This is a genomic window from Nitrosomonas ureae, from assembly GCF_001455205.1.
Taxonomy (GTDB): Bacteria; Pseudomonadota; Gammaproteobacteria; order Burkholderiales; family Nitrosomonadaceae; genus Nitrosomonas; species Nitrosomonas ureae.
The window spans coordinates 2438122-2454456 of sequence record NZ_CP013341.1; the positions used below are offsets into that span (position 1 = coordinate 2438122).

The following is a 16335-nucleotide window of genomic DNA, read 5'->3' on the forward strand; positions in this document are numbered from 1 at the left end:
TTAGTTCTGCTAGTCTAGAGCCTTAATTATTGCGCATCGACCCACTCATATGCTGAATGTTTAGCAGCATCGTATGCTTCATTTTGATTAGATCTGGGTTCAGTAAAACTTTCATAAGCAACCACACCTTTCTCATCAAGAATCCTGAACCTCCCATTCCAACGACCTGAATTCTCATCACATTCGGCATTGCTAATAATACTGAACCCTTTATATTTGATTTCCATTAAATTACTCCATAGGTATAGCTAGTTAATAAAAAAGAAAACAAAAAACTCTTATAGGAATAATTTTCTTTTTATCAATAATCTCCGCAACAAATGCTGCGGAGGAAAAAATGATATTTTGACTATTTAGTTTGATAAATAGAATGAGATAATTCTTTTGATCCCCATCGAGCACCGAGAATGCTTGCAAATAATGCGACTATATAACTTATAAAAGTTAGCCACAGAATTCCACTTGCATACTGCCGGACTTCATTTGCCTTTTTCTCAATATCTTTACCTATTTTATCGGCTTTAGATTTAACTGAATTTACCAATTCATCGACTTGTTTTTCATCCAGATCAGTACTGCTCGCAATAATTTCCTTGGCTTGTTTTTCATCACCTTGAATTAAAGCAAAAGCCATTAAACGTAAAGCCTGGGGATCAATTGAATCTGAAGCATGTTGACTTTTTGAATTTGAATTATCATCTTGCTGAGATGAATTCGTATCGTCTTGAGAGCCACCTTTTTTAATTTCCTGTTTTAAAGAACTTATCAAAGGTTGAAAAGATGAAGGTAGCTGTTTATTGCCTGATGAAGTAATGTTTGGCAGCTCCGCTCCGATTGTAGCTGTTGTTTTAACGGCGCTAGTAGCAGAACTCAGAAAGCTATTCACTCCCATTGCTCCTAATAAAATCGCGATAAGAATTGTGCACGACCACATAACCAGACCGTGTAGCATCAATGTGCCTTGATCAGCATTGCCTGAAAGTTTACCTACAAGCAATCCACCGCAAAAGTAAGTAATCAAAATGGTTCCTATTAACCAAGCATATAAAGTAATACTTAATGTTAAGGATTCGGATTTGACATCAGTATCATGAGGATTGGGAATTTCTACGATACTTAAACCAATCGCCGAGCTCAATGTGAATAATAACCAACTTAAAGCATATATAAAAACCAGACTGGCAAAAATTGCGCCCCAATTAATTGACCAACCAGTGTAAGTTGTTGTAGGTATGGGAATTTCATTATTTGTACTAGAATACATTTTTAATCCTTAGTTAACGTGGAGGAAATACGAAGATACACAAATTGCTTTTAAGCGTATGTGCGATTCCCATCTTTTATCTAAAACAAATTCAATCTGTTTCCTTACAGTTGCAACCTAATAGTTATTTGTTAAAAATTTACCGTCCAGCAGGTTTCATTTCAAATCTGGTTATTCTTAAACAATTTACGCTCTATTTAATAATAGATGGAGATAATTCTTTTTTAAATAAAGGCGTTACATAATACGGCATCGGAAAATGGCCATTCTCTTTTTTCTTTATCTGTCGAAATTGTGGTAATTTGCAAGATTCTGTCATTTTGTATTTGTTTTTTGGTTATTCTTAATATGAAAAATCTAATAAAACAGGTTATTAAGTGGGCCGAGAACTCAAATCCAGTTTATCAGTGAAGCTTTTTTACCAAACAATTTGGAAAATAAAATAAAAGCCCGCCGAAGGGGAGTGCATTATCTTTGTCTTTCTTTTGATAATTCGTTAGTGTCTTGTTAGATGGCTTAGAATATCTAAGTGATAAAATTTTTAGCTTCCCAATCTCTTCCAGGTTCTTGTTAGATCCATAGAGGATAATTTAGAAGGAGATTCCTTTTCTTACCTCCTGTTCTCATCGTAGTTTCTTATGAAGGAATGTATTTTATGAAAGGCTGGTATTTTCCGTAAAAATGGCTAATATTTTTCGTTTTAGAGAAATTACTATTTTTATAATATTTTTTCTGTGGAAACCCGGAAGGCATAAAATTCATCGATCCAACCATCGGCAAGTCTGAAACATAATTATTTTTTTCTACTAATATTTTCGTACTATTACTAACGTCTTTATTGTTTTTCATATTTATATTCTCCTGGTAAATTAATAACATAAGAAACATTTATTACATTAACTTTGATAAATATTCCGCATTTTTTTGTTAAATAAATTTATCCTTCTTCAATATGATATATACCGCCAAAGGAATTAAAAATTTCTTCGGTATGTACTTCGAGTGGAGGTACATCATAGAGAAGTGCTGGGTTATCAAAATAAGAATTAGAATCAGTAAATTCGAACTCAAAGATAGTGTCTCGGGTTAACATAAAGTCCTCCTTTTTCAACGGGGAATTTATCTTAATAATTTCTCCTAAAAATATATGTGCGTTTGCTAACTTTGAAATATTTCAAGACTGTTTTTTAATGTGGGAATCCGTGCTTACGAATAAAATTTAAAAAATCAGATTAAAAGGGATTGGAATACGGGCAACAAGAAACTCAAGAGGGGCTTGAAATTTTCAAATGAATATATACTTTTCATTCGGAAACGAAACTGTAGACACATTCTGGAAAATCTACGACAAAGAACTTACACAGAATGAAAAATAAATATATACATCTTTATTAAAAATTAATAAATTCTCAAATGAAAAATCTCAGTCATCAAGTTATTGATTGGTTAGAGAAGTCTAATCTTGTGAATGTGGCGGATATTCATATTGAAACTCTAATGCTTGTTTCAAAATTCGGTCAGTTAACAACCGTCATAACCAAGGGGAAGGGATGTAGAGAGGAAATTGGAAATTGTCTTATTAACATGATCATTATTTGTATAATGAGTAAAGTATCTTTTTCCGATTGTCTTGATCACTCAATAAAAATAAAGGAAGAGAATTTAAATGATCCGCAATATATCCTACTGAAAATATATAATATTATTGGAAAGTTATCTGGAGATATAGCGAATAAGGATAAAATTAACAAAGAAATTTGGAATTTACTTGCTTATCTCACTATTCTTGCAGCTTTAAATAATTCTTCCTTACTTGAATGTCTGGAAATTAGTTTTAAAAAGATCCAAAATAAAAAAATAATAAGATTTAATGGAAATATTCTAGAAGAAACTCATGAAGATTATCCTGCCGCTTTGGCTATGATGAAGACTACAACAAAGAAATCAAAAAAATTACTGGGTAATCTTAATTCTGCGGTGCAGAAAAGCTCCGCAAAGCAAGCTGGTAATGATAATTAAAAAACATGACGGAGTGAATTATATAACGGGGAAGACATCAATACTGGTAATTGATGTCTATTGGATTTTAAGAAATGTGAATTACGATCTAGATAGGGGACGAAAAAGATTTAAGCTCGGTTGTTGAAGGTTTTGCAAGATTTTCCAAAGTATTCCCCGCTGTTTCCAATCCATTCATTACTGAATTTTCAATAGCTGTCCTAATTGATGACTCGGAGTTTTCTTCAGCACATACTACGGCTACGGGGATACCAGAGTCGAATATAAATACAGAGGATTCTTGTTGTGAAGCTATGTCATGTAGTCGTTTTTCAAGCAATACAGCGGACTCATGTTTTCCTCGTTTTAAAAGCAAATCCATCATTCCATCGATTACAAGAACGTGATCAAAGTATAACTTTGAATTCTTTATTGTATGACTTAAGTATGTGTTTAAAGATTGAGTATCGAGGCGCTCGTTATCCAAAATGAAATTGGAGAGAAATAGTCCAGCGTCAAGAAATTTTATCTGCCCTTTATTTTTTACTTCTTCAATATCAAAATTATATGTGCTCAATTCTTCAGTGATTTGTTTTCTTTGCTTGGCTTGTACAATTACAATCACTGCTTGATTATTTGCTAAATCATCTTTAACTCTTTGAGTTATATATGAGATATTATTCATCGTAACTAATCCATAAATTTTCACAAAAAATTAACATTATTTACGAGCAGTATATTCTCAAAGTTTAAGAAATTCATTCTTTAATTATTCAAATTATAATTATTATTTAATGTGTGGTTTTAAAAACGACACTCTATTTCGTAATCAGTCTTATTGGCTTCAATTACTGATCTTCCATATATTGCACGAAACCATGCTTTTTCGAGAATTTTTTGAAGATTTGTCAGGTATTCGGCCATTAATTGACCACTAGCTTTTTTAGCGAAACGAGCTCTTCTCAAATCAATTTCTCCTAATATTTCCCTTTAGTTTGAAACGATTGACTGTTCGTTAACAAACATCTTTGAAATGTGAGAGATAATAAACCCACAGGTGCGGGTTGATATTGTAGGTATGCTTTTAATTGTAAGGCTATGTTAAAGTTGGAATTTTTACATTTATAATTATCTCATAATCAGATTATTTTTCTTCATTAACACTCTGTTCATATACTGCTCTTTTCCAAGCATGTTTGCGATAATCTTCAATGAGCGCTTTATCATTTAGCCGCATCGCGAAAATCTCGGGGGCTTGCCATATAGAAGCGAGTTAAAAGGCATTATTGGTAAGATAGGGTATGACTACGATATAGAGATTGTGGAATTAGAGATTCCAATGGATCATATTCATATGGTAGTGAGAACAGATCCGAAGATTTCGCCAGCATATGTCATGCAAGTAATAAAAAGCATATCAGCCCGAGAATTTTTTCGTATATGCCCAGAGATAAAGAGAAAATAATTTTGGGGAGGTAAGTTATGGACACAAAGCTATTTTGTTGAAACTATAGGTAATGCTAACGAGGAGGTTATTCGTCAGTATGTACAAAATCAAGTCAAAGTGATGGATGAAATGGAAGGGAGGTTTGAGCAACTACCGCTCTTCTAAAACTCGGTCGCTTGCGGCCGAGTTCTTTATTTTGAAAATATTCACAGTTAGACATCCCACCCTCCTAAGGGTCACAAAATAAAAACCCGCCTAAGCGGGTAATAATTTTCACAGGTAGTAATAAAAAATAAGATCTATTTTCTCTGTCCGGGATCTTGCGAATTGTTGCCTGATTTATTATTTGAGTCAATACCAGTTGGGGATTTTAAATTGCCGGGCGTGCCAGAGGGATCGTAAGTTGGGGCGGGAGAGGTGCCCGATGGCTGAAGAGGTGGGTTTTTATGGTTCTCTTTTATTTTTTGTTCATCTCTTTTCTTTAAATCATCTCCATAATCAGCCAGTAATGCTGAAGCGGGCAAAATAAAAATTGCTAAGAGAAAAGCTATTAATACTTTATTCATCATGATACTCCTAGGTTAAAAATTCATTATGAATTTACTTGGAAGAGCCTGTCTGTCTGTTTGCATACATACGACAAATCATGCCTGTGGCTTAGATTAAATAAAAACTGCCAGGCGGGTTCTCGCTTTAATGTTTTCTTGTGCATCTAATGAAAATTGATGGTCAAAGATTGAGTTATGTGTCTTTATAATAAACTTATAAGTTCCTAATTCAATAAGAAAAACCTCAGAAAGAAGAATATCTTTTCCTTTAAATCATTTGTTGCATACGTATTTGCTTATTAATATTCCCATCCCCAAAACCATGACCCTATTAAAATAAGCGCAAAAGCTAATAACACAGCACAAATCATAGTAATGGCAATGTTCTTTTTCTTAGGTTGGGTATCTTCAGTTTGCATGATTATCTCCGGATAAAAGGACATATTACTTATGTCATTTAATTGACTCTGTACGATATCTAAAAAAGAAAAACTACAAAAGCCGATGTAGTCTTAATCTGATATTTCTATTCAAAATTTCTTTGGTTTATTCCTGAATCTTTTTCAAATTGGTTAAGTGGTTCAGAAACATTGTCAGATGGCGTTGTGATATAGCGATTAGCATCGCTGTCAGGTGAGTTGGTTTCATTTCTTTTTTTATCTATCTCATTCTGAATACGACCAGGTTCTGAGAACTGCTCAGCAGGGGTTATTCCAATAGATTTTTCTAAGGGAGGGGTTGATTGAGAAAAAACAGGCGAGCTGAGAAGAAATAATAAACATCCGACGATTAAAACAACCTCTTTATTGCTCATAAAGTATTCTCCATAAAAAAGTGAAAAATTATGATGCGTTAAAAATTAAAGTCAGTACGGTGCTTACAGTGAATTAAAAAATTGCCTGAAACCTTCCGGAATATACTTGAAATCGGGGTCAATAAGCGTCCACACCATTCCCACAATCAGAATGCTACCTAAGATTAACAATATAAATAGAAAGAAAATTAGAGAGCTAAGTTTTTTATCGGGATCATTGTTCTCATCAAATGACATAGCAACACCTTAAGATGTTTAAGAATTTATCGATTCAAGAATATTTATATGATTTTCAGTGCGACATTTAATAATAGATAGCGAGACCTGGGGTAATAATAGAGTAATTCTTAATTACTCCGCAGGTACACCTTCAACAAATTTCATCTCGTAATCCGGTTCGTTTGCTGAATCAACTAACCCATCATCAATAGCGTTCATCCACGCTTCTGCGAAATAAGCTTCATTTGAATTGTTATCTTCCAAATCAATCAGATATTCCGCTATGGGATTAAGAGATTCCTTTTCTATAATCTGTACTTTTCGTTCCATGAGAATGTCTCCTTAAAATATTACTCAGTGTGATAACTTATGTCTAAGATGGACAACCAAAACTCTACGAAGTGAGTTGGTATGGGACTATTATCTAAAGTCTTTTTTTCGTTGATTATCCGTATCTTTATTGTTGGCCTGTTCAGCTTCATTCTTGCTGTTATTCTGCATGTTCGTCTCAGCGTCCTTTTGGTTGGATTGAGCTTTTTGAGGTACATTCACCTTGTCATCAACTTTGTTCTGCGTTTGAGAATAATCTCCGGCAAATGTAGAAGCACTAACAAATAAAAATCCAGTAACAATAGTTGTGAGTAAAATTTTCATCATGATAATAATCCTTCAAAGTTAATGGGAATTTGAATGGTGCCCCAAGACTATCTCCTTGGTCTGTGCGTTTAAATACATAAAGGGTAACAAGACAAATTTGATAAGAGATTAGTCAGAATGGGGGGAAACCGTACAGTATTAAAATTATCTACTGATCTAATGGTTTTAGATCTACGGATTCTTCCTTTTTCAAAGATCATCTTTGGGCTATTCTATTTTTCCCCCTTGTATACAAGTTTAGCCAGTGCGCTCGCTAGCAACGCACTGGATATTTGTGGAAACCATCCTTTAACTAATGTTTGTAACCCGTACAGACTGATAATTAAATTTAAAAGACCTCTGCACAACCGCAAGAATTTTGCTGTGGTGACAGAGAAAATTTTCCAAGTGACACTTGTTGCACGTCACTTTAATAGAAAGTGGAGTTTTTTCCTTTTTTTAGGTGAATTTTCCCCCTTATGTAATATTTGGACTGTTGACGCCGGTCGAAAATTGACCAGAAAAGCCTGATTGTACCGGTTGAAAATTGACCAGGTAATTGACGTATCCTGCTTAAATTTTAGGCAGGAGACAGTAGAAGTGATTACTATGGTTATGTATGCAAAGATACGGCGGATGTATTATCGTGAACATCTGTCGATGAATGAAATTCAGCGACGAACAAGTCTGTCACGAAACACGATAAAGAAGTGGCTGAGAGCGTCCGGTGATAGTGCTGTTAAATATCAAAGGGCAAAGAAGTCAGGCAAATTGACTCCGTTTGAGCCTAGGCTGTTATTGGCACTGGAAGGGGATGCGTGTCGTCCCAAGAAGGATCGGCGCACGGCGAAGATGTTGTTTAAAGAGATTTTGAACGAAGGCTATACGGGCGGTTATACGATTGTTTCCGACTTTATCCGTAACTGGCGCAATCAAGATGGTAAGGGTAAATCAGCATATGTGCCGCTAAGGTTTGCATTGGGTGAAGCGTTCCAGTTTGACTGGAGCGAAGAGTGGCTGGTGATCGGCGGCATTCATCGCAAGGTTCTGGCTGCGCACACCAAACTATGCGCCAGCCGTGCATTCATGCTGTCGGGCTATCCTTCTCAAGGCCACGAGATGTTGTTTGATGCCCATACGCGCGGATTCACTGCTTTAGGAGGTATTGCAAGGCGCGGCATCTATGACAACATGAAGACTGCTGTGGACAAGGTGACCAAAGGCAATGGACGTGTGGTCAATACACGTTTCTTTGCGATGACGGCACATTACCTGTTCGAGCCGGATTTCTGCAATGTTGCTTCCGGCTGGGAAAAGGGGATTGTTGAGAAGAATGTTCAGGATGTGCGCCGCCTTATCTGGGCTGAGGCCAAACAGCAACAGTTCAGTACATTTGAGGATCTGAATAACTGGCTTGAAGCGCGCTGCCGCGCGCTGTGGTCAGAAATACAGCACCCGGATTATGCTGGCATTACCCTAGCCGATGCGCTGGAACAGGAACAGATGCACCTGATGCCGATGCCAGCGCCGTTTGATGGTTATATTGAAGTGCTGGCGCGTGTTTCCAGCACTTGCCTGGTCACACTGCAACGTAACCGTTATTCCGTTCCCTGTTACCTAGCCAACCAGATGGTAGCGGTTCATCTGTACTCCAACCGCGTCGAGATTGTCCATGACAATGCTGTAGTAGTCAGTCATATCCGTCTTCTGGATTGCGACCAGGTCAGCTATAACTGGCAGCATTATATTCCGATCATCGAGAAGAAACCGGGCGCCTTGCGCAACGGTGCCCCATTTGCTGAATTACCGGCACCCTTGTTGCAATTTCAGACTGCATTGCGGCGCAGAGAACACCAGCAAGCCGATCGAACCATGGCCAAAGTACTGAGTCTGGTACCAACACATGGGTTGGAAGCTGTTCTGGTCGCCGTTGAACTGGCGTTGGAATCCGGTGTGCTTAGCGCCGAGCATGTAGCCAATGTACTCGCGCGCCTGAAACAGGCTGAGCTACCTGCGCTAGTGGAAACGACACTTAAACTCAATGAAGAGCCGCGGGCCGATACTGCGCGCTATGACCGCCTGAGCGTCCAGGAGGTGCCGCATGTCTGACATTCTCGCGCAAATCAAGGAATTGAAATTATATGGAATGGCGGCCTGCTATGCCGAACTAAGGCAACAGCATACACTGGATAGGACGGCTGATCTTGAATCGGTCGACAAAATCCTGTATCACCTACTCCAGGCCGAATCAACCGAGCGCAGCATCCGCTCCATCCGCTATCAGACCCAGGCCGCCAGATTCCCGATACAGCGCCATTTACAGGGTTTTGACTTCAGCCAGTCCAAAGTCGATCAACAACTGATTCATCAACTGGCCACGATGGAATTTGCAACCGCAGCACAGAACCTGGTGCTGGTCGGTGGCACCGGAACTGGCAAAACGCACTTAGCCGTTGCCATCGGTACCTCAGGCATACAGCATCATAATAAAAAAGTGCGTTTTTACAGTGCCATTGATCTGGCCAATAGTCTGGAACAGGAAAAATCTGCAGGAAAACAAGGTCGATTGGTGCTAAGACTATTACAGGTCGACCTAGTTATCCTCGATGAATTGGGCTATCTGCCATTCTCTCAAGCGGGCGGCGCTTTATTGTTTCACCTACTCTCCAGGCTTTATGAACGCACCAGCGTCATCATTACCACCAACCTGGCGATTGCTGAGTGGAGCAGCGTTTTCATCGACGCCAAGATGACCACCGCGCTTTTGGATCGACTAACCCATCACTGCCATATTATCGAAACCGGTAATGACTCTTTCCGTTACAAACAAAGCGCCGCTAATGCAAAAATGAAAATACAGGAAAGAGAAAAAGAAAAATCTTCTCCAGAAGAATATCTGGCTAATTTGTAGCGCATTGCATTATGACTAAAACATCAACAGGAGGTAAAAAACCAACTCAGTCTGGTCGACTTATCCACAGATGCGTAGTACCCTACGCACTGATTTCCCCTGGTCAATTTTCAACCGTAATGGGGGGCAATTTTAAACCGGTATCAACATTCTTGGCTCAATAGTTGAAGATATGGATTTCACCGATGATTCATGCGCGAAAGGATATCATGTGGGATTTTTTACTTATCTTGAATTTCTGCTTTATAAGAGTGTAAAGAAAAGAAAAGTTTTCCATGATCTGGATAAACATCGCGACAAATACCGGTTAGAAGAATAAAACTTTTAACAAACCCGTCCAAGTGGCGGGTTTTTTATTGGGTGAATGTCTTTTTGACGTGGCACCAGTGTGGCACCAGAAATAAAAAAGGGATTAGTCTTTTGAACTAACCCCTTGATTTATTTGGTAGGCCGTGCGCGATTCGAACGCGCGACCAACGGATTAAAAGTCCGCTGCTCTACCGGCTGAGCTAACGACCCAAAGCGCGGCATTATACCCGATTCGACAGCCAATATAAATGGCTTTATCGAGGGGAATGCAGATTTGGTGACTGCTGATATCGTTTACTAGTTGATATTACGATGAATTAAATTTTTTACCTTGGGCTCGAAAGGATCTGTTACAAGAATCTCTGTCAGATTTGTAATCAAAGTTAAAAATTTTTTCCGTGAGGAAGCACTTCCTATTCAATAGGCGTTATGGAGGTAATTCCTTTAGGATATTTTTTTGTTGTCAGCAAGTTGCATTGTCAACGCAATTCGCTTACGTTTTTCATCAATATCTAATACCTTGACTGTGACTACTTGACCCACTTTAACGATCGCATGTGGATTTTTGACAAACTTATCTGATAATGCCGAGATATGCACTAAACCATCCTGATGCACACCGATATCAACAAATGCACCGAATGCGGCAACGTTGGTGATAACACCTTCCAACACCATACCGGAGCGTAAGTCTTTTATAGTTTCAATACCTTCCTTAAAAGTGGCGGTTCTGAAGGTGGAGCGGGGATCGCGGCCGGGTTTCTCGAGTTCTTTCAGAATGTCTTTGACGGTCACCAAACCAAATTGCGCATTGGCGTATTGTTCCGGGTGGATAGCTTTTAAAACTGCGTGATTGCCGATCAATTCTGAGATGTTCAGTTTTATGTCATGCAGTATTTGCTCAACCAGCGGATACGATTCCGGGTGAACAGCGGAAGCATCAAGCGGGTTGGTACCATTGGGAATACGCAGGAATCCGGCGGCTTGCTCGAAGGTTTTTTCACCCAGGCTCGGGACTCTCATCAGATCGATGCGTTTAGCGAACATGCCATTGGTGTTGCGGTATGCGATGATGTTGTGCGCGATTTTGCCGCTGAGTCCGGCGACATAACGCAGTAATGCCGCAGATGCGGTGTTGACATCAACGCCGACAGCATTAACGCTGTCTTCCACCACGGCATCGAGCGATTGTGCCAATTGGCTTTGATTGATGTCATGTTGGTACTGGCCTACACCGATCGATTTCGGGTCGATCTTGACCAACTCGGCCAAGGGATCCTGTAACCGCCGTGCGATCGAAACCGCACCGCGCAGAGATACGTCCAGTTGCGGTAATTCTTCCGATGCCAGTTCGGAAGCGGAATACACTGACGCACCCGCTTCTGACACCATGATCGATGTGAGTTTAAGTTGCGGATATTGTTTAATCAGATTCTTAGCCAACAAATCGGTTTCGCGTGATGCAGTTCCGTTGCCGATCGCAATCAGCGTGGCGTGATGGTGTTCCGCCAGTTGTTTCAAGATCGCCAGCGCACCGTTCCAATCGTTTCTCGGCGCATGCGGATAAATCGTCGCGGTGTCGAGTACTTTACCGGTAATGTCAACAACAGCGACTTTGACACCGGTGCGCAAGCCCGGATCGAGTCCGATGGTGACGCACGCACCAGCGGGGGGTGCAAGCAACAAGGCTTTGAGGTTCTGTGCGAACACCTGGATCGCTTCAGTTTCGGCATGTTCCCGCAGGTTACTTATTAATTCTGTTTCCAGATGCGTGAAAATTTTGTTGTGCCATGCTTGGCGCACAGTATCGATCAGCCAGCTATCTGCCGCACGCTTCTGGTCATGGACATTGAATTGACGTGCGATCCGCTGTTCGCATGGATTGGGCACTAAATTCCGATTCTTTTCTTCCAATTCAGAACTCAGCCGCAGTTTTAGCTTCAGAATGCCTTCGCGTTCTCCGCGTAGCAGCGCCAATGCACGATGCGAAGGGATTTTGCCGATAGCTTCGCAATAGTCGTGATAATCGGTGAATTTAGTGTCGCTGTCTTTTTTGTCCTTAGTGACCTTGGCGGTCAAAACACTGTGTACGTGCAAGTAGTCGCGCAATATTTGCAGCAGCGGCGCATGCTCGGAGAAACGTTCGATCAGAATATGCTGCGCACCCGCCAATGCTTGTCCAATATCGGCCACTCCTGGATTGTCGCCTTCGTCAGTAATAAATGGTGCCTTCAGGTATTTCGCCGCTTCAATGAGCGGGTCGATCCTCGGGTCGCCCAACAAGGTATCTGCCAGTGGCTGCAAACCCGCTTCGATGGCAATTTGTGCTTTGGTACGGCGTTTTTTGCGGTACGGCAGATACAAATCCTCCAAATGCGCTTTGTTTTCCGCATGTGCGATCACATTGAGCAATTCCGGCGTCATTTTGCCTTGCTTTTCAATGGCTGCCATGATCGCTGTACGCCGTTTCTCCAGTTCGCGCAGGCCATGCAACCGCTCCGCTAATAACCGCAACTGCGCATCGTCCAACCCGCCGGTTGCTTCTTTGCGGTAGCGCGCGATAAAGGGCACCGTGGCACCATTATCGAGCAATTGAATCGTGGCTTGGATTTGCGAGGGTTTTACTGAAAGTTCGGTGGCGAGGCGGTGTTCGATGGAGGGCAACATAAGATTTCTTTGGGTGAGTGAAGTGTTGAGGAAAGATGGTAAACCAATTTACCGTGCAATCCTAATTGATCAATCGCAGGTTGGAGTGAAAGCAGAGATTTTTTCTTTTATTACGAAATTTTAGTTTCAGGTTTCAGATGTGATCGCGATATACTGCAACTTCCAATCCGCTTCCACACTTCCAGCACAGCTGAAAATTCGCCGGATTTTCTTCATGACATGAGGGGCAGCGCACATTGCCGGTTGTAACCGGGGTGTTTTCGTAGGTTTCAATGACGCGTTTTGCGCGCTCATAATCATCGTCGCGGGTGATCCATATTTCCGGATACGCATGTGTAAAAGGGATTTCTCCGGTTACGCCCTGCGCGTGCTGGTTAAAAATTTGTGCCGGGATGTAGGCGTGTTCGAGCAGATCCAGTACTATCTGGGCTTCCATCAAGGTGTTGGCGGAATATATTTTTTTCATGTAAGAGAAAATTTAAAATAAATCAAACGATTAATATAGAAAAACTATGTGGTTCAGAAATTTACAAGCCTATCGTATCACCAGCGGAAATATAACATTGAATAACCTCGAAGAGGCGTTGTCCAATCATGCGTTACAGCCATGCCTGCAAACGGAGATGCAAAGCCGTGGATGGATGACCCCGCGCGAGGAACAGCAAAATTTTGTCCATGCCTATGGTCAGCAGTGGCTGATTGCTTTAGGTGTAGAGAAGAAGTTGCTTCCAGCCGGTGTGATCAATCAGCAGGCTAAAGACAGTTTAGCGAAAATGGAGCAGATGCAAGGCTACAAGCCGGGTAAGAAACAAATCAGGGATATCAAGGAAGCTACAATTATTGAGTTGATGCCACGTGCTTTTACGCAGCGGCACAAAACTTATGCCTGGATCGATGCGATTAAAAATCGCTTGATTATCGATACGGCAAGCACCCAGAAAGCTGATGAACTGGTTGAGGTATTGGTTAAATCGATGCACGGCCTGACGCTGGCCCCATTGGAAACGCAGACTTCTCCTTCCTCAGCGATGACGCGTTGGTTGTCAGGTACTGATTTGCCCTCTATATTCAGTATTGATAGGGATTGCGAGCTGCAAGGCATGAATGATGAGAAAGCGACCGTCAAATATACTCATCATGTGCTGGAAGCCGAAGAGACCGCGCGTCATGTCCGGGCGGGGAAGAAAGTGATCAAGCTGGCAATGACGTGGGATAGTAAAATTTCATTTGTGTTACATGATAATTTACAGCTGCGGCGGATCGCACCACAGGATATTCTGAAAGAATCGACGGAGGATGTCGAAGAACTATTTGTCAGTGATTTCGCCATTATGACCGGCGAGTTAAGCCAGCTTATCACCGAAATGGTTGATGCATTAGGTGGTGAGGATTTAAGTTAGGGTGTAGCCGGTTATGCAAATTCTGTACATGGCCAGCGCTCGTCCCATTTATCGAGTTTTATAATAGCTTCATTTGGATTTGTCCTTGATTCCCGAGAGGACGCCTTGAGTGATTTTACCCACAAATTCAGCTGTTTTCTGGGCGAGGGTGGCACCGGTTTCCAGCTGAGATTGTCCGACTGCTGCGATCTGTTGCGCAAAAATGGCCAAAGTTTCTTTTAACTGCGAGCCTACTGTGGTTCCATTATTTTTTGCATGCTGGCTTAAATCCAGCAGAATCTCTGCAATCACGCCTTGCGCTGCTGTGCCGGTACGATGAAGCGTATCAAGAAATAAACTTTCCAGACTTTCCAGATCAGAACGTGTGCGTTGTAACTCGGTATCAGAGAATTTCCTGGCTTGGCTGGTTACTTCCTGAACGGCAAGTTTGGAAGCTTCGGCAAATCCAGCGAGCGCGGAATCAAGCCCTGCAACCGCTTCGGTAATCTGCGATTTTGCTGCGTGTGCTTGATTGGTAGCGTGTTGCAATTGGTGCGCTGCGCCGTCGTGCACGCCATCCATCACTGCGGTGATGATTCGCTGCAGGGATTCCAGATCGATATGTTTTGCATTCATAGCTTCCAGGGTTAGCCGGCGCACGGTTTCACGAATATGCGTGCCGCTGGCAATCGCTTCACGCACCTCAGCTTCGAGTGTTTTGAGTCTGTTGTCGTTGTCAGATGTATTGTCGAACTGACCGCTATGTTCATTTTGCATGATGGTGCTTCCTATAAAGGTGAATGGTTGCATTTGGTTTTTATTTTGCGCTGCTACGCCCGAGTTGGTCAAGGCCATTCATATAGGAGCGTAAAACTTCCGGTATAGTGATGCTGCCATCCGCATTCTGATAGTTTTCCAACACAGCTACTAACGTGCGTCCAACAGCCAGGCCGGAACCGTTTAATGTGTGCAATAACATCGGCTTGCCATTTTCATTACGGAAGCGTGCTTGCATGCGGCGCGCCTGGAATGCTTCACAATTGCTGCAGGAGGATATCTCACGGTAGGTGTTTTGTGCCGGCAGCCAAACCTCAATATCGTAAGTTTTTGCTGCCGAAAAACCCATATCACCGGTGCATAAGGCCATGACCCGGTAGGGTAGCGCCAGCTTCTGTAAAATTTTTTCCGCATGACCGACCAGCTGTTCCAGCGCGTCGTAGGATTGATCCGGGTGAACGATGTGTACCAGCTCCACTTTATCAAATTGGTGTTGACGAATCAGGCCGCGCGTATCACGGCCATAGCTGCCGGCTTCGGAACGGAAGCAGGGTGTATGCGACACATATTTAAGGGGCAGTGATTGCAGTGGCACGATTTCATCGCGCACTATGTTGGTAATGGGTACCTCCGCAGTAGGAATAAGATGATATTCCGGCATATTTCCTGCAGAGGATGATTCTGCCCCACCGGCGGTGACGGCAAATAAATCTTGTTCGAATTTGGGGAGTTGTCCCGTGCCGCGCAGACTGTCCCGGCTGACCAGATAAGGGACATAGGTTTCCGTGTATCCATGTTCCAGCGTATGTGTATCCAGCATAAATTGAGCCAGTGCTCGATGTAAGCGAGCAAGTCCGCCTTTCATCAGGCTAAAGCGTGCGCCACTGAGTTTGGCGGCGGTTTCAAAATCCAATAACCCAAGACCTTCGCCGATGCTGACGTGGTCTTCAATGGGAAAATCAAATTGTCGCGGTTCACCCCAGTGGCGAATTTGTACATTGCCTGTCTCATCTATGCCATCAGGTACGGTGATATGCGGCAAGTTAGGCACCTCGAGCAGTATTTTCTGCAAATTATGCTGAATTTGCTCAAGCTGATCTTCCGCAAGTTTCAATACATCGCCCAGATGCGCTACTTCAACCATAATTGCCGAAGTGTCTTCGCCTTTGCTTTTAGCCTGACCGATTCTCTTTGAGGTTGCATTACGTTGCGCCTGCAGTTCCTGTGTTTGGGTTTGAATAATTTTGCGTTCTGCTTCCAAGGCATTAAATGTTTCGACCGGAAAGGTGTAGCCTCTTTTTGCAAGCTGCCGGGTAACACGATCCAGATCGGTGCGTAATTGTTGAATTTCTAGCATGCAAGAACT

18 protein-coding genes, 1 tRNA gene and 1 pseudogene are annotated in these 16335 nt (G+C 41.8%); 5 read left to right on the forward strand and 15 right to left on the reverse strand.

Annotated elements, in window-relative coordinates:
• Positions 1 to 26: 26 nt before the first annotated feature.
• The 4 genes from ATY38_RS11225 to ATY38_RS16100 form a co-directional block, all read right to left on the reverse strand.
• Positions 27 to 227 (reverse strand): hypothetical protein, encoded by a 201-nt coding sequence (locus ATY38_RS11225; RefSeq protein WP_062559381.1) that lies wholly within the window; start codon positions 225 to 227, stop codon positions 27 to 29.
• A 122-nt stretch (positions 228 to 349) separates the two neighbouring features.
• Positions 350 to 1264 carry a hypothetical protein gene (locus tag ATY38_RS11230; protein WP_062559382.1) on the reverse strand — a complete coding sequence of 305 codons (915 nt, stop codon included), beginning with the start codon at positions 1262 to 1264 and terminating at the stop codon, positions 350 to 352.
• A gap of 636 nt (positions 1265 to 1900) precedes the next feature.
• Positions 1901 to 2113 carry a hypothetical protein gene (locus tag ATY38_RS11235; protein WP_062559383.1) on the reverse strand — a complete coding sequence of 71 codons (213 nt, stop codon included), beginning with the start codon at positions 2111 to 2113 and terminating at the stop codon, positions 1901 to 1903.
• 88 nt (positions 2114 to 2201) lie between these two features.
• On the reverse strand, positions 2202 to 2357 hold the full coding sequence (locus ATY38_RS16100) for a hypothetical protein (RefSeq protein ID WP_158441774.1): 156 nt from the start codon (positions 2355 to 2357) through the stop codon (positions 2202 to 2204).
• 320 nt (positions 2358 to 2677) lie between these two features.
• On the opposite strand from ATY38_RS16100, the gene ATY38_RS11240 reads away from it, so the two are divergent.
• Complete coding sequence (locus tag ATY38_RS11240; RefSeq protein WP_062559384.1) at positions 2678 to 3283, forward strand: MazG-like family protein; 606 nt, start codon at positions 2678 to 2680, stop codon at positions 3281 to 3283.
• A gap of 88 nt (positions 3284 to 3371) precedes the next feature.
• Here the strand turns inward: ATY38_RS11240 and ATY38_RS11245 are convergent, their stop codons facing one another.
• Positions 3372 to 3947: an MEDS domain-containing protein gene (locus ATY38_RS11245; RefSeq protein WP_062559385.1), complete on the reverse strand. Its 576-nt coding sequence runs from the start codon at positions 3945 to 3947 to the stop codon at positions 3372 to 3374.
• 119 nt (positions 3948 to 4066) lie between these two features.
• Positions 4067 to 4228: a hypothetical protein gene (locus ATY38_RS16105; protein ID WP_158441775.1), complete on the reverse strand. Its 162-nt coding sequence runs from the start codon at positions 4226 to 4228 to the stop codon at positions 4067 to 4069.
• A 292-nt stretch (positions 4229 to 4520) separates the two neighbouring features.
• Between ATY38_RS16105 and tnpA the strand changes: the two are divergent.
• Positions 4521 to 4874 (forward strand): annotated as a pseudogene (tnpA, locus tag ATY38_RS17070) (IS200/IS605 family transposase); the annotation flags it as partial.
• 134 nt (positions 4875 to 5008) lie between these two features.
• On the opposite strand, the gene ATY38_RS11250 reads toward tnpA, so the two are convergent.
• The 4 genes from ATY38_RS11250 to ATY38_RS11265 all read right to left on the reverse strand — a co-directional run bounded on the left by ATY38_RS11250 (position 5009) and on the right by ATY38_RS11265 (position 6947).
• Positions 5009 to 5278, reverse strand: coding sequence for a hypothetical protein (locus ATY38_RS11250; protein ID WP_143023493.1), 270 nt, complete (start codon positions 5276 to 5278; stop codon positions 5009 to 5011).
• A 505-nt stretch (positions 5279 to 5783) separates the two neighbouring features.
• Positions 5784 to 6071, reverse strand: coding sequence for a hypothetical protein (locus ATY38_RS11255; RefSeq protein ID WP_062559387.1), 288 nt, complete (start codon positions 6069 to 6071; stop codon positions 5784 to 5786).
• Between the two features lie 351 nt (positions 6072 to 6422).
• Positions 6423 to 6620 (reverse strand): hypothetical protein, encoded by a 198-nt coding sequence (locus ATY38_RS11260; protein ID WP_062559388.1) that lies wholly within the window; start codon positions 6618 to 6620, stop codon positions 6423 to 6425.
• Between the two features lie 90 nt (positions 6621 to 6710).
• Complete coding sequence (locus ATY38_RS11265; protein WP_062559389.1) at positions 6711 to 6947, reverse strand: hypothetical protein; 237 nt, start codon at positions 6945 to 6947, stop codon at positions 6711 to 6713.
• A 588-nt stretch (positions 6948 to 7535) separates the two neighbouring features.
• Here ATY38_RS11265 and istA point away from each other — a divergent pair.
• Both istA and istB read left to right on the forward strand, forming a co-directional pair.
• Positions 7536 to 9035 (forward strand): IS21 family transposase, encoded by a 1500-nt coding sequence (gene istA, locus ATY38_RS11275; RefSeq protein ID WP_201011929.1) that lies wholly within the window; start codon positions 7536 to 7538, stop codon positions 9033 to 9035.
• Positions 9028 to 9837: an IS21-like element helper ATPase IstB gene (gene istB, locus ATY38_RS11280; RefSeq protein ID WP_062559392.1), complete on the forward strand. Its 810-nt coding sequence runs from the start codon at positions 9028 to 9030 to the stop codon at positions 9835 to 9837. Before istA ends, istB begins: the two co-directional genes overlap by 8 nt.
• Positions 9838 to 10280: 443 nt before the next feature.
• On the opposite strand, the gene ATY38_RS11285 is transcribed toward istB, so the two are convergent.
• The 3 genes from ATY38_RS11285 to ATY38_RS11295 form a co-directional block, all read right to left on the reverse strand.
• Positions 10281 to 10356, reverse strand: a tRNA-Lys gene (locus ATY38_RS11285).
• Positions 10357 to 10590: 234 nt separating this feature from the next.
• Positions 10591 to 12813, reverse strand: coding sequence for a Tex family protein (locus tag ATY38_RS11290; protein WP_062559393.1), 2223 nt, complete (start codon positions 12811 to 12813; stop codon positions 10591 to 10593).
• Between the two features lie 133 nt (positions 12814 to 12946).
• Positions 12947 to 13279: a putative signal transducing protein gene (locus tag ATY38_RS11295; protein WP_062559394.1), complete on the reverse strand. Its 333-nt coding sequence runs from the start codon at positions 13277 to 13279 to the stop codon at positions 12947 to 12949.
• Positions 13280 to 13325: 46 nt separating this feature from the next.
• On the opposite strand from ATY38_RS11295, the gene ATY38_RS11300 reads away from it, so the two are divergent.
• Positions 13326 to 14213 (forward strand): recombination-associated protein RdgC, encoded by an 888-nt coding sequence (locus ATY38_RS11300; RefSeq protein WP_062559395.1) that lies wholly within the window; start codon positions 13326 to 13328, stop codon positions 14211 to 14213.
• A gap of 69 nt (positions 14214 to 14282) precedes the next feature.
• On the opposite strand, the gene ATY38_RS11305 is transcribed toward ATY38_RS11300, so the two are convergent.
• Both ATY38_RS11305 and serS read right to left on the reverse strand, forming a co-directional pair.
• Complete coding sequence (locus ATY38_RS11305; RefSeq protein ID WP_062560186.1) at positions 14283 to 14969, reverse strand: DUF6781 family protein; 687 nt, start codon at positions 14967 to 14969, stop codon at positions 14283 to 14285.
• Positions 14970 to 15009: 40 nt separating this feature from the next.
• Positions 15010 to 16326, reverse strand: coding sequence for a serine--tRNA ligase (gene serS / locus ATY38_RS11310; protein ID WP_062559396.1), 1317 nt, complete (start codon positions 16324 to 16326; stop codon positions 15010 to 15012).
• Positions 16327 to 16335 lie beyond the last annotated feature (9 nt).